At 67.8% G+C, this 13,309-nt stretch carries 11 protein-coding genes and 3 pseudogenes; 7 read left to right on the top strand and 7 right to left on the bottom strand.

The annotated features are described in order from the left end of the window. Together D477_RS17425 and D477_RS21930 are read right to left on the bottom strand one after the other, a co-directional pair. Positions 1 to 660, bottom strand: a 660-nt coding sequence (locus D477_RS17425; protein ID WP_005272699.1) for a Glu/Leu/Phe/Val family dehydrogenase, incomplete at its 3' end; no start/stop codon positions are given. A 55-nt stretch (positions 661 to 715) separates the two neighbouring features. Continuing rightward, positions 716 to 913: pseudogene (locus tag D477_RS21930) on the bottom strand (hypothetical protein); the annotation flags it as partial. A 125-nt stretch (positions 914 to 1,038) separates the two neighbouring features. Between D477_RS21930 and D477_RS17420 the strand changes: the two are divergent. Continuing rightward, positions 1,039 to 1,314, top strand: coding sequence for a hypothetical protein (locus D477_RS17420; RefSeq protein ID WP_005272696.1), 276 nt, complete (start codon positions 1,039 to 1,041; stop codon positions 1,312 to 1,314). An 88-nt stretch (positions 1,315 to 1,402) separates the two neighbouring features. Here the strand turns inward: D477_RS17420 and D477_RS17415 are convergent, their stop codons facing one another. Beyond that, the gene (locus D477_RS17415) at positions 1,403 to 2,404 is read right to left on the bottom strand and encodes an Lrp/AsnC family transcriptional regulator (RefSeq protein WP_005272694.1); all 1,002 of its coding nucleotides are present in this window, start codon (positions 2,402 to 2,404) and stop codon (positions 1,403 to 1,405) included. A gap of 146 nt (positions 2,405 to 2,550) precedes the next feature. Here D477_RS17415 and D477_RS17410 point away from each other — a divergent pair, with 146 nt between their 5' ends. Together D477_RS17410 and D477_RS17405 are read left to right on the top strand one after the other, a co-directional pair. Beyond that, a complete protein-coding gene (locus D477_RS17410) occupies positions 2,551 to 3,765 on the top strand; it encodes a M20 metallopeptidase family protein (protein ID WP_424580027.1) in 1,215 nt (404 codons plus the stop codon). Between the two features lie 43 nt (positions 3,766 to 3,808). Beyond that, entirely contained in the window at positions 3,809 to 5,170 is a 1,362-nt protein-coding gene (locus D477_RS17405; RefSeq protein WP_005272690.1) for an MFS transporter, read from the top strand. A gap of 776 nt (positions 5,171 to 5,946) precedes the next feature. Here the strand turns inward: D477_RS17405 and D477_RS17400 are convergent. From D477_RS17400 to D477_RS17390, 3 genes and pseudogenes are all read right to left on the bottom strand, one after another. Beyond that, a pseudogene (locus D477_RS17400) lies at positions 5,947 to 6,914 on the bottom strand (IS481 family transposase). Between the two features lie 206 nt (positions 6,915 to 7,120). Next, the gene (locus D477_RS17395; RefSeq protein WP_043847525.1) at positions 7,121 to 7,720 is read right to left on the bottom strand and encodes an NADPH-dependent FMN reductase; all 600 of its coding nucleotides are present in this window, start codon (positions 7,718 to 7,720) and stop codon (positions 7,121 to 7,123) included. Positions 7,721 to 7,834: 114 nt separating this feature from the next. Beyond that, positions 7,835 to 9,055, bottom strand: coding sequence for an ROK family protein (locus tag D477_RS17390; protein ID WP_005272682.1), 1,221 nt, complete (start codon positions 9,053 to 9,055; stop codon positions 7,835 to 7,837). An 83-nt stretch (positions 9,056 to 9,138) separates the two neighbouring features. Between D477_RS17390 and gap the strand changes: the two genes are divergently transcribed. Continuing rightward, positions 9,139 to 10,149 (top strand): type I glyceraldehyde-3-phosphate dehydrogenase, encoded by a 1,011-nt coding sequence (gene gap, locus D477_RS17385; protein ID WP_005272680.1) that lies wholly within the window; start codon positions 9,139 to 9,141, stop codon positions 10,147 to 10,149. 12 nt (positions 10,150 to 10,161) lie between these two features. Here gap and D477_RS17380 read toward each other — a convergent pair whose 3' ends face one another. After that, positions 10,162 to 11,421, bottom strand: a complete 1,260-nt coding sequence (locus tag D477_RS17380; RefSeq protein ID WP_005272678.1) for an MFS transporter — start codon at positions 11,419 to 11,421, stop codon at positions 10,162 to 10,164. Between the two features lie 124 nt (positions 11,422 to 11,545). Here D477_RS17380 and D477_RS17375 point away from each other — a divergent pair. The 3 genes and pseudogenes from D477_RS17375 to D477_RS17365 all read left to right on the top strand — a co-directional run bounded on the left by D477_RS17375 (position 11,546) and on the right by D477_RS17365 (position 13,237). Next, positions 11,546 to 12,660: pseudogene (locus D477_RS17375) on the top strand (WD40/YVTN/BNR-like repeat-containing protein). Beyond that, a complete protein-coding gene (locus D477_RS22050; RefSeq protein WP_005272674.1) occupies positions 12,647 to 12,949 on the top strand; it encodes a MoaD/ThiS family protein in 303 nt (100 codons plus the stop codon). Before D477_RS17375 ends, D477_RS22050 begins: the two are co-directional and overlap by 14 nt. 72 nt (positions 12,950 to 13,021) lie before the next feature. Next, positions 13,022 to 13,237 carry a hypothetical protein gene (locus tag D477_RS17365; protein ID WP_005272673.1) on the top strand — a complete coding sequence of 72 codons (216 nt, stop codon included), beginning with the start codon at positions 13,022 to 13,024 and terminating at the stop codon, positions 13,235 to 13,237. The last annotated feature ends 72 nt before the right edge of the window (positions 13,238 to 13,309 follow it).

Below are 13,309 nucleotides of genomic sequence, written 5' to 3'. Positions count from 1 at the left end.
GTGGGCCAGGGCGGCCAGCGCCACGGTCACCACGCCCTTGGAGGTGGCCGAGGCGCGGCCCAGGGAGCCGCCGACGGAGACCGGCTTGCCGGTGACCACCGCCGGGACGGTGAAGCCGACGTTGACCGAGTAGGTGTCCATCATCCAGGCCATGGTCTGCTCGTCGGTGCCGATGTCCGGGGCCGGGATGTCGTGCTCGGGCCCGATGATCGGCAGGATCTCACTGGTGTAGCGCCGGGTGACCCGCTCCAGCTCGGCCTGGGAGTAGCCGCGCGGGTCGATGGTGATCCCGCCCTTGGCCCCGCCGTAGGGCAAATCCAGCAGCGAGCACTTCCACGTCATCCACATCGCCAGCGCGCGGACCTCGTCCAGGTCCACCGCCGGGGAATAGCGCAGCCCGCCCTTGGCCGGGCCGCGGGAGAAATTGTGCTGGACCCGGTAGCCGGTGAGCACCTCGGTGGACCCGTCGTCCCGGCGCAGCGGGATCCACACCGTCAGCTCCCGGCGCGGGGTGGCCAGCAGCTTGTGCAGCCCCTCCCCGTAGCCCAGGACACCCACCGCCCCGGCCAGCTGGGCCTTGGCCTCCTCCAGCGGACTGGAAGGCTCCAGGACTGCAACGGCCGGGGTACTGGCCATGGAAATGCGGGTATCTGTCGTCATTCGCTCCCCTTGGGAATCGCGTTCATCGATGTCTCCATGGAACCGGCCAGTCGAATCAGATAACCGCGTCGGAGAGATGGTTGGGGGTGCCGAAGCGGTGCGCGGTGATGGATACTGCCTGTTCGCGCAGGAAGGTCAACAGCTCGACACGGCCGGCGGCCACGACGTTGTTGGCGTAGATGGCCACGTCGGGCTTGCCACCGGTGGCCTCGGCCGTAGCGGCGGCCGGGGCGCCGAGCAGGCGGATGCGGGCCGATCCGGAGGCGACCGTGTCTTCGATGCCGGCCGTGGGTAATCAGCGGGGGGTACATCAACGTCCGGTGCGACGTCGCGCGCCGCGGCTCCGGTCGCAGTATCAGCGCCATCTTGTGGGGAACCATGGCGCTGCCTGACATCGCCCGAATCAATGGAACGCTCTTTGAGAAGGTCGCCGCGCTGCGCATGATGTCGACTGTGACGGGGGTCAATAACATCCATATCGTTGTGCGGCTCAACAACCCCATGGACCTCCCGGCAGTGGAACAGCAACTGCTCGATGCCGTCCCCGGCCTGTCCATCGACGACCGCCGTATCGTACTGCGGACCTTCAAATACAACGGGGCGAGGCTGAACGAGGACGGCACCTTCGCCGAAGTGATTCCCATGGCTTACTAGAACCGCCACGCGGCACGCCGACGGAAGTTCGCACACTGCACGTTGAGTTTTTTACCCAGAAGCTGGAATCGTTCCGGTGGAGTTACCTTTAGTCGGCAGTGGTGCCGACGACCACTTCGCCGGTGGCGGTGGAATCCTCGTTCAGCATCCATCCTGTGCGCTTGTGGGTACGCACCCCGACATCGGACTCGATGACCTGCACTCCTAGCGCCGCCTTTTGGAGCCCGGTTTCCACGTCGGCGATGGCGCCAGGGGTACGCAGCCACAGATAGAACGTCAGGTTGGCATCTCCTGTGGTCGCGGCGCACAGCCGCAGGGTTCGGTGGGACTGCAGATAGCTGACCGCAGCCTCCAGTTGCGAGGGCGGAACGCGTACGTACCACTGGCACCCGATCGGGTAGCCCGAGTAATCCTGGGCGAGTTCGCAGCGCATTGCCACCAGGCCGGTCTCCAGGGCCTGGCGCAGATGCCGGGCCACCGTCGTCGCATGGGTACCGGTTGCAGCTGCGATCTCGGTTGCCGAGGCCCGCCCGTTCCCGGCCAGCACGGTCATCAGCTGGGGCAGTGTCGGAGGTGTGGCCCCGGGAGGGCGCACCACGCCGGGATGCAAGGCAGCAATGCGGCGCTGCTGCTCGGGGGACAGGACATCCAGGCGCCAGTTGTTCCCGGCAGAGTAAAGCCTGGTCGCCAGCGTCACCTGGCTGCGCAGAATGTCCGGATCGGTGCGCACCAGGGGCAGCACGTCCCTGGCCACCTGCTCCCAACTGCGCGTCAGGACGGTCAGACGCAAATCCCACGCCCGGGCCGCTTCCTCGATGGTTCCGATCTCGGGGACTGCGCATAAGCGTTCCAGTACCTTCGTCCGATGCCCGGGGCGGCATTGGATGCCGACGAAGGTGACGCACCCCTGGCCTTCGGCGGTTCCGATATGGCAGGTGACCCAGGCCTGGCCGTCCGAGCGCAGCCGCTCCCACCGGGCGGCCAGGGTGGCGGGGTGCCGGCCCAGCACCGAGCCGAGCTGGGCCCAGGTGGCCCGGGGAGCGAGTTGGAGGGCATGGATCAGTTCGAGGTCCTCTGCGGGCAGCTCCATGCATGATCCTTCGGTTTAGTGGTCGCATAATGCAATTTTCTCAGTTTAATGGGACCAAGTGAGCGAGGGCACGTCACACTCAAGGGATCTGTTTTCCAGCGAAAGGGGCCGTTTTGGCTTTGCCCGCTTCCTCCGCCGACCTGACTATCGCCCTGCGTGAAGACGCCGCGGCCCTGGCCGGCGATATCACCGACCTGCGCCACCGCCTGCACCGCGAGCCGGAGATCGGCTTGAATCTTCCACGCACCCAGGAGAAGGTACTGACGGCCCTCGACGGTCTGGGCTACGAGATCTCCACGGGCACGGACACCACCTCCGTCACGGCAGTGCTGCGAGGAACGGCGGGAACACCAGCCAGCGGAACGCAGCGCCCGGTAGTGTTGCTGCGCGGTGATATGGACGCCCTTCCGGTACAGGAGAAGACGGGCCTTGAGTACGCCTCCGAGATCCCGGGGGCCATGCACGGGTGCGGCCACGACCTGCACACGGCGATGCTTGTCGGTGCGGCGACCCTGCTCTCGTCCCGGCGGGACCAGCTGCGCGGCGACGTGGTCCTGATGTTCCAGCCCGGCGAAGAAGGCTTCGATGGAGCCGGGGTCATGATCCGCGAAGGCGTCCTCGACGCCGCCGGGACCCGACCGGATGCCGCCTACGCGCTGCACGTCATGAGCGCGCTCGGCGAGAGCGGGGCGTTCCTCTCCCGACCGGGCGCCGTGATGAGCTCTTCGGACGGGCTGGTCGTGACCGTACACGGGGCAGGCGGACACGGTTCGGCGCCCTTCGCTGCCAAGGACCCGGTCACGGTCGCCGCGGAAATGGTCATGGCGCTGCAGTCCATGGTCACCCGGCAATTCGATGTGTTCGACCCGGTCGTGATTTCCGTCGGCATGCTACAGGCGGGCACCAAGCGCAATGTCATCCCCGACACGGCCCGCTTCGAAGCGACCATCCGTTCCTTCTCCGCACAGGCCAAGGCTCGGCTGAAAGCCTCGATCCCGCGGCTGCTGGGCGCCATCGCCGAAGGCCACGGACTGGAGGCCACGGTCGACTACATCGAAGAGTATCCGCTGACCCTCAACGACGGATCCGAGTCCGCTTTCGCGCGGCACGCCGTCGACGAGCTTTTCGGCCCCCAGCGCTACCGGGAGCTGGCCAATCCGCTGGCCGGCTCGGAGGACTTCTCCCGCGTCCTGGCCGAGGTGCCGGGGGCGTTCCTGTTCCTCTCCGCCGTGCCGGAAGGCACCGACTCGACCGAGGCCGCCTACAACCACTCGCCGTTCGCCGTCTTCGACGACGCCGTGCTGGCCGACGGCACCGCGCTTTACGCGCGACTGGCGCTCGAACGACTCGCGTCCGCCTGACCACGACTTCCCCTCAGCCGCTCCCCCTTCCCAGGAGATTTTGATGCCTTTCCCCCGCCCCCACATCGCCAAGCAGGCCGACGCGTCCGTCCCCGAGATCCGCCCGCCCCGGTCGAAAATCATCAAGACGCTGATCGGCACCGGTGCCGGCAACGCCGTCGAATGGTATGACTGGGCCATCTATGCCACCTTCGCTTCCTTCATCGCTTCCCAGCTGTTCAGCAAACAGGACCCCTCCAGCGCCTTCCTCGCCACGCTCGCGATCTTCGCCGTCGGCTTCGTGGCCCGACCGCTCGGCGGTTTCATCTTCGGCTGGATCGGCGACAAGGTCGGCCGGAAGGCATCGCTGACGCTCTGCGTCGGCCTGGCCTCGCTCGGCTCTCTGGCGATCGGCCTTACCCCCACCTACGACTCGATCGGCGCGGGCGCGTCGCTCATGCTGCTCATCGCACGGCTCATCCAGGGCCTCGCGCACGGCGGCGAGCTGCCGAGCGCCCAGACTTACCTGTCGGAAATGGCTCCCGCGTCCCGCCGCGGCTACTGGGCATCGCTGATCTACGCCTCGGGTACGGCCGGCATCATGTTCGGCACCCTGCTGGGCGCGGTCCTCTCCAGCGTCATGCCGGAATCCGCCATGGCCGCCTACGGCTGGCGCATCCCCTTCCTCCTCGGCGCGGTCTTCGGGCTGGTCGCCCTGGTCATGCGCTCCCGGATGGAAGAGTCCGAACTCTTCACATCCGAGGCGGCCGCCCACGATGCCGTCGTCTCCGGCCATCCCGCCACGGCCCGCGGCGGCCTGTTCGCCGATCTGGCCCGGCACTGGCGTCAGGCCCTGCAGGTCATCGGCCTCACGGTCGGGCTGACCGTCGCCTATTACGTTTGGGGCGTCTCCACCCCGGCCTACGCGATCAACGTGCTGAAGGTCGACGCGGCGGAGGCGCTCTGGGCCGGTGTGGCCGCCAACCTGGTGTTCATCGTGGCCCTGCCGCTCTGGGGCCGGCTCTCGGACCGGATCGGCCGCAAACCGGTCCTGCTCATCAGCGGCATTGGCAGCGCGCTACTCTTCTTCCCCGCCATCTGGTTCGTCCGGGACTCGGCCGTGCAGCTGGGTCTGGCTATGTCTGCCATGCTGGTCTTCATCGCCGGATCCGCCTCGATCATGCCGGCGGTGTATGCGGAGCTCTTCCCCACCGCAGTCCGCACCATCGGTGTGGCCATCCCGTACGCGCTCTGCGTGGCGGCGTTCGGCGGCACCGCGGCCTACCTGCAAGCCGGATTCGGCGTCTGGTTCGGCGACGCCGGGCCGACCGCTTTCGCACTGTACACGATCGCCCTATTGCTCGTCGGCGCCGCCACAGTGCTCTCGCTGCGCGAAGGACGGGGAGTCGACCTCAGCAAACGGTAGACTGCATAACTGATGGTCGCCACGGCCTTGCGATCCGGTACCATCATCAACCTGGTAATCCACTGACCACCCGCGCTCCGATTATTCGGAACTCTAGACAGCTCCCTCAAAACGAATCCGATAACGGCGCATATGACGACGGCGGCGCAGCTGAGCTGCCTCGACTGGAGGGACCGTTACAGGAGGGGTTTGTCGAGACGCCACAACGGCGGCTGGCGCTCCAGCACCACACATGGACAGCTCATGTCCTTCCGGCTTGCTGGTCTTGACCACCGCCCCGTTGGCTGGGAGATCCCTGAAGGAGCTCCCCGTATGGCCGGCCGGGAATGCATGGACTGCTTGTTAGAGGAAGTTCTTTCACTGCAGGGCAGGCAGGTCTGGGGGACGGACGTCGGCTGGGTCGAGTTCCGGACGGGGCACGCAACTATGGCAGGGCGTGCCGGAAGGACTGTCCGGCCTTAGCGGGTGTCGGGGTGGAGACTGCGACAACGAGGGGCTCGATGCCGGTCAGGAAGGTTTCCTCCCTGACCGGCAGTGCGTGGAGTCCGTGGGCTGATCGCGGCCGACGCGTCCGCCGCTATTTCATTAGTTGAAGAGAGTCCCCGTGCTCAGCGATGTCGCCGGGTTCGATGATCACGTGCTCTGCATCGTGATTGCGCGCTGCTGCCTGGCCCAGAATTAGGGCTTGGTCACGGGAGCCGCCGTACGCAAAGTGCGAGTCGGCGCCGCGGTGGCGGCTCTTCCACACGCCGTCTTCCCAGTAGGTCTCGACAGCCCTAGTTGTATTCCCCTGAGAGGTTGGGTATGCGGCTGGCTGGTGGTTGACCTTTGAGTGAGGTGTGGCCTCGGTGTTGATTGTAGTGGTGGAGCCAGGCGGGGAACGCGGCGACGCGCTCGGTTTCTGAGGCGTAGGTTTTGGCGTAGGCCCATTCTTCGAGCATGGTGCGGTTGTAGCGTTCGACTTTGCCGTTGGTTTGCGGCCGGTACGGGCGGGTGCGTTTGTGCTTGATGCCGGGCCCCAGTGCGTCTTTGAAGGCGTGGGAGCGGTAGCAGGAGCCGTTGTCGGTCAGCACCCGTTTGACCGTGATGCCCACGGATTCGAAGTAGGCGTTGGCCCTTTCCCAGAATCCGGCGGCCGTCTCTTTTTTCTCGTCGGCCAGGATCTCGGTGTAGGCGAGCCGGGAATGGTCATCGACGGCGTTGTGCAGGAACATGTAGCCCGGCCGGCGGTTGGCCTCGCTGCCGGTCTTGTTCCGTTTCCCGGCGGCTCTGCCCAGGACCTTGTGTCCGCCGCCGTCGGGGATGCGTCCCTGCTTCTTGATGTCGACGTGGACCAGCTCGCCGGGGGCGTCGTGTTCGTAGCGGCGGATGTTGCGTCCTGTGGCACGGTCCAGCCAGCTGAGCCTGGCCAGCCCGTAGCGGGAGAGCACCCGGTGGACTGTGGAGGGGTGAAGGCCGAGCCGGTAGCCGATGCGGTCCGGTCCCCACCGCCGGTTCACCCGCATCGCGATAATCCGGCGTTCGCGCTTCAGCGGGGTCCGATTCGGCGACCGGCGCGGTCTGCTGGAGCGGTCGTTCATGCCGGCCTGGCCGTGTTCTCGGTAGCGGGCCGCCCAGCGTGCGGCCGTGGTCACGAGACCTGGAAGCGTTCGGCCGCCCGCTGTAATGTCCAGCCGTCTTGGACGGTGCATTCCGCTAATTGCAGGCGGCCCTTGGGCGCAAGAATCGCGTTAGGGTGGGACATGGAAGACCTCCGGTGAGTCATGGAACCTTAGAAGCTCCACCTCACCCGGAGGTCTTCTTCACGTCACCTACCCACGCCGGAATTACCTAACCTCCGTGGGTAATACAGCTAGTCCTCTCCTTGCCCGTTTCGGCGGACGGCGGCCTTCCGCTCCCGCCCGCCGGCGGCGCGGCGAACGCTAGCAAAAGGGGCGGGCGTACGGGCTCCTATTTCGAGGAGTCCGGGTGCTGGTCGCCGATGTGCCCCGGGGCGTTGGCGGCCAGAACACGCTGGACGAAGGCGCAGTACTCGTCCATGTAGTGCCGGAGGAATTCCCGCGTGCCCTCGTTGCGGACCTCGCCGTCCTCGCCGAACGCTTCCGGATCAAACTTCACGTAGGCCTCCGGGGCGTTGAGCTGCGGGGCGTCGAGGAAGCTGAGCACGCCGCGCATGGAGGACTGCATCACGGCCGTGCCAATGCCGCCCGGGGAGGCCCCGATGATGCCGGTGGGCTTGCGGGCGAACGAGTTAGTGCCCCACGGCCGGGAGCCCCAATCGATGGCGTTCTTCAGCGCGCCGGGAATGGAACGGTTGTATTCCGGCGAGACGAACAGGATGCCGTCCGAGGCGCCGATGGCGTCCTTCAGGGCGCGGGCCGGGGCGGGAAAGTCCGCGTCGTAGTCCTGGCTGTAGAGGGGCAGGTCGCGGATGGGGATCTCGGTGAATTCGAGCTGGTCGGATGCCAGCTTGATCAGCGCCTTGGACAGCGTGCGGTTGATGGAGTTCGAGGCGAGGCTGCCGACGAAGTAACCGATTTTGTGTGCAATGTGCAGTGCTCCTTCCGAAGGCCGGTGCGGAACCGGCGGGGACTGTCCCGACGCCTCCCGGTCTAGCACAGGGCCCTGCTGGCTTCTAGGGGAAACGCCCCATCCGCTGCGCTATCAGGTGACGGCCGGTTGTCCCAGCGGCGTCAGCGACACCATGTTCTCTTCGACGTAGTCGAGCGCCAGCCGGACGGCTCCGGTGGCAACGATGCCATCCCCGAGCTGCGAAACCTCCACGCGCGGCGGGGTGTCGGTGAGGGCCGGCAGCTCCTGGTTGATCGTGGGCAGCAGGGCCACGGCGGACTTGGCCACGGCTCCGGCGATCACCACGAGCTCGGGATCGAGGAACGTGCCGAGCACTGCAATCACCCGCGCCATCCGCCGGGCAATGCGGTCCAGGATCTCCAGCGCCACAGCGTCCTCCCGGGCCGCGGCCTCAAAGACGAACCGGGCGGACACGCGGTTGGTTTCCGGGCCCACCAGCTCGCGGATCAGGGTCTGCCGGCCTTCGGCGAGCGCCTGGGTTCCCCATTGGCGGGCAAGGCGGGCGATGCCGTCCCGGCTGCCAACGCCGGCGACCAGCTGCAGCGTGCCCACCTCGCCGGCGCCGCCGTTGCGGCCGTGCAGCAGCCGTCCGGATTCGATGAGACCGGCGCCCAGCCGTTCGCCGGTCAGCATGACGGCCAGGTCGTCGGTGCCCTGGGCGATGCCGCGCCACCGCTCGGCCAGGGCGGCAAGGTTGGCGTCGTTCTCCAGCAGCACCGGCCACGCACGGTCCCGCCACACCTCGGTCTGCAGCCCCAGGTCGAACATCGCGGACAGCTGATGCCCGCCCGCAATGTTGCCATGCCGGTCCACGACGGTCGCGACGCCGATCCCCACGGCGAGCACCGCCGTCGTGGGTAATCCCGCTTCCTGCAGGGCCCGGTCAACGGTTGAGGTGATGGTCTCTAGCCGGACGGCGGCGGTGGCTTCCAGCGCCTTCCCGGGAATCCGCTGGGCTGCCCGGCCGAGCACGTTGCCGTTCAAGTCCGCCACCTGTGCGGTGACCGTGGCGACGCCGAGGTCCAGTCCGAGCACGCAGCCGGCCTCCTCGTTGAAGGCGAACCTGCGCGCGGGCCGGCCCTTCTGGGCTGCCCCGTTCCGCTCGGCCACCAGCTCGCGCACCCAGCCCCGCCGGACCAGGTCATCGCACACTGCAATGACGGTGGCCCGGGTGAGTCCGGTGCGCTCCATGAGGTCGGAGCCGGTGCAGGTTCCGCCGCCGCGCATGACATCCAGGACGGCCTTCAAATTGGTGCGGCGCAGCACCTGGGGCGTGTTGGCGGTGATGCTCACGAGCTCCCTCTTGACGTTGGCAGGTCCGGTTCCGAATAATAGTAATGGAACATAAATTTAGACACTAAATAAAAGGAGTTCCCATGGTTACCCGGATCGGCATCAATGGATTCGGCCGCATCGGCCGCAACTTCTTCCGCGCGCTGCTGCAGCAGGAGGCGGACCTGGAAATCGTGGCCGTCAACGACCTGAGCAGCCCGGAAACGCTGGCCCACCTGCTGAAGTACGACTCGGTCACCGGCCGGCTCGCCGCCGACGTCACGGTGCAGGACGGCAACCTCCTGGTGGACGGCCGGACCATCAAGGTGCTGGCCGAGCGGGACCCGGGCAACCTGCCGTGGAAGGACCTCGGCGTGGACATCGTCATCGAGTCCACCGGCCTGTTCACCGACGCGGCCGACGCCGAGAAGCACATCGTTGCCGGCGCCCGCAAGGTCCTGATTTCGGCTCCCGCCAAGGGCGACGACCTCACCGTGGTCATGGGGGTCAACGACGGGGAGTACGACGACGCCAAGCACAACATCGTCTCCAACGCCTCCTGCACGACGAACTGTCTGGCTCCGCTGGCCAAGGTGCTGAACGACGAGTTCGGGATCGAGCACGGCCTGATGACCACCATCCACGCCTACACCGCCGACCAGAACCTGCAGGACGGCCCGCACCGCGACCTCCGCCGGGCCCGCGCCGCCGCCGTCAACGTGGTGCCGACCTCCACCGGTGCGGCCAAGGCCATCGGCCGCGTGCTGCCCGAGCTGGACGGCAAGCTGGACGGCTTCGCCATGCGCGTGCCCGTCCCGACGGGCTCGGCCACCGACCTCACCGTGACCGTCAGCCGCGACGTAACGGCCGAGGAAGTCAATGCCGCCTACCGGGCAGCCGCCGCCGACCCGAAGTGGGCGGGCATCCTGACTTACTCCGAGGACCCGCTGGTCTCCTCCGACATCGTCACGGACCCGGCCTCGTCCATCTTCGATTCCGGGCTGACCAAGGTCATCGGCAACCAGGTCAAGGTCGTCGCCTGGTACGACAACGAGTGGGGCTACTCCAACCGCCTGGTGGACCTGGCCAAGCTCATGGGTGCCAAGCTGGCCTGATCCGGCGCTCCCTTACTCTTTGGTGGCGCCGGGGAGCCAGCGGGCGGCCCCGGTGACGCCGAGGACGGCGCAGGAGAACCAGATGGCGCCGGCCGGACCGAGCGGCGCGGCCACCAGCCCGGCGGCGAGCGGCAGCACTACCTGGCCCACCCGGTTGCCGAGCAGCCGCAGGGCGAGTGCGGCGCCGCGGGACTCGGGCCGGACGGCTTGGCTGATCAGCGTCATGGTCAGCGGCTGGCCCAGTCCGAGGAAGAAGCCGCCGATGAAGAGGCTGGCTCCGGCGAGCCACAGGTTGCCCAGGAAGAACGGCGCAGCGGCGATGACGGCGCCGGCTCCGGCCAGGCTGGCCACGAGCAGCTGGTAGCGGGTCCAGCGGCCCAGCAGGCGGTGCAGGATGACCCGCGAGAAGATGGTTGCCAGGGCCCGGATGGCCAGCAGCGCGCCGACGACCACCGGGGCGACGCCCTGCTCCTCGGCCAGCAGCGGCAGGAACGCGACCAGGATGTCCAGCATGGACAGGAGCGCCAGCGCCGCCAGCATGTTCCAGGTGACGCCGGGCTGGCGCAGGATGGACAGCACCGAATCCGGCTTGGCCGCCAGCGCGCCGCCGTCGTCGTTCTTTATGCCCTTGCCAGCGGCCGCACCTGCAGCCGCTCTGCCGGAATGCCGCGGCCGTCCGGGGGCGTAGGCGAGCATCAGCGGGGCGGCCGCCAGGGCGATGCCCGCCGACAGATAGAGCGAGAGGTCGATGGCGGCCATCCGCTGCGCGCCGGCGGTCTCCATGCCGCTGCCCAGCAGCAGGCCGGCGACCAGCGGGCCGATCAACTGGCCGCCCGCATACGCAGCAGTGAACCAGCCGAAGCCGCTGTCCATCTTGTCCAGCGGGGCATAGCGGGCAATGGCGGACTGTCCGGCGATGGTGAAGACCAGGTGGCCCAGGCCGAGCACCGCGCTGGCCGCGCCGATCAGGGCGATCCCGGGCGCCAGCACCAGCAGCACTGAGGCCACTGCCAGCAGGACCGCACCCGTCACCACCATGCCGCGCAGCGAGGCCACACGGTCCGACACCCGGCCCAGCCAGAGCGCCGCCACCACCGGGAGCGTGGCGTAGAGGGCGGTGACAATGCCGATCGCCGCTGCATCGCCGCCGAGCGCGAGGATTTTGTAGGAAATCACGGGGCGGGCCAGGTTGAGCGCCGTCTGGGTCAGCACCCCCGCCGCGATCAGGATCCAGAGCCAGAGTCGGGACTGCTGCGCTTCGGCGGACGGCATCTGGCTGGAGGCTCCTTAGGGATCCGGATCGGGCTCCCCCATTCTCGCGCATCTTCCGGGGCAGCTCGGACCGTTCGCCGCAAAACCGTTGCGGGCCCGCGGTGCCGGTGGTCGAATAGTGACCATGGTCAATGGCGCAACCACTGTCCTCGCGATCGGAACGAAGAAGGGCCTCTGGCTGGCCACCAGCCGGGACCGCACCAATTGGACCCTGTCCGAGCCGCACTTCCTGATGAACGAGGTCCCGAGCATCGGGATCGACCAGCGCGGCGGGCGGACCAGGCTGCTGATCGGCGCCCGCTCCGAGCATTGGGGCCCACCGTCTTCCACTCGGACGACCTCGGGCAGACGTGGCAGGAGCCGGAGAACGGCGCGATCCGCTTCGCGGAGGAGGACGGCGCCGCGCTGGAACGGATCTGGCAGCTGTACCCGGACGCCGAGGACCGGCCCGGCGTGGTGTGGGCCGGCTGCGAACCGATCTCGGTGTGGAAATCCACCGACGGCGGCGAGCACTTCGAGCTGAACCGCAGCCTGTGGAACCACCCGGACAAGGAGCAGTGGGGCGCCGGCTACGGCGGTGCGGCCGCACACTCGGTCCTCCCCAGCCCCGCGGATCCGGACACCGTCCACGTGGCGATGAGCACCGGCGGCGTCTACCGGAGCACGGACGGCGGGCAGAGCTGGACCGCGCGCAACCACGGCATTTCGGCGTACTTCATGCCGGACCCCAACCCCGAAGTCGGCCAGTGCGTGCACAAGATCGCCCGCGACCCGGGCAAGCCGGACACCCTGTTCGCACAGAACCACCACGGGGTCTACCGCTCGGACGACAATGCGGACAACTGGGTGTCGATCGCGGACGGGCTGCCCACGGACTTCGGCTTCGTCATGCTCACCCACCCGCGCACGTCCGGGACGGCCTGGGTGGTCCCGATCAAGGCGGACGGCGAGCGCATTCCGCCGGAGGGCCACCTTGCGGTGCATCGCACTAACGACGGCGGTGCCTCCTGGACGCGGTTGTCCACCGGTTTGCCGGACAGGGAGTTCAATGCGGTGCTGCGGGATGCCGCCGCGGTGGATACGGCCGAGCCGGCGGGCGTCTACTTCGGCACCCGCGGCGGGAGCGTCTACGCCAGCGCCGACGAAGGCAACGTGTTTGTGGAGGTGGCCTCGCATTTGCCCGACGTGCTCTGCGTCCGGGCGGCCGCCCTCGATGGGGCACACGATGCCGCAGGATGAAGCACAGGCGGTCACCGTCGTCGTACCTTCCCTGCTGGCGAAGGTGATGGGCGACCGGCGCGAGCTGAGCGTGCCCGTTGACGGGGCTGGGACCGTGGCCGGCGTGCTCGACCGGCTCGCGGCGGACTACCCGGTCTTCGACCGGCGGGTGCGCAACGAGCTCGGCGAGATCCGCCGCTATGTGAACCTGTACGTGGACGGCGATGACATCCGCGGGCTGGACGGGACCGGCACCAAGGTCCGGCCCGGGCAGGAACTGCTGATCATCCAGTCCGTGGCAGGCGGCTAGCGGTAACGGACTCCAGCGGCTAGAACTGAAAGGGCCAGAGGAAACACTACTGCAGGGAAAGGGAGGGGCACCATGACCAGCAATGAGCCTTATTCGCCCGAGGCGGAGGAAGCGGACCTCCAGTGGCAGCAGATGCCGACGGTACCCGAGGAGGACGAGGACGTCCTGACTCCCCCTCCGGCGGCGCCCGAGGCAAATGAAGCGGACCTGTTCGAGCAGTCACTGGCCGTGAATCCGGACGAGGATGACGAGTATCCCCACGGCGCCGCCGAGGAGTACGAGGAGTAGGCGGCCCCGGCGGACGCTCCGGCAGGCGGGACCACCGACCCGGCCCATCCATTGTTCAGCTGAGGCCCCTTT

It is taken from the genome of Arthrobacter crystallopoietes BAB-32 (genome assembly GCF_000328305.2).
Taxonomy (GTDB): domain Bacteria; phylum Actinomycetota; class Actinomycetes; order Actinomycetales; family Micrococcaceae; genus Crystallibacter; species Crystallibacter crystallopoietes_A.
The sequence above is the reverse complement of the archived record's forward strand: the minus strand, read 5'-3'. Positions and strand labels throughout refer to the sequence as shown.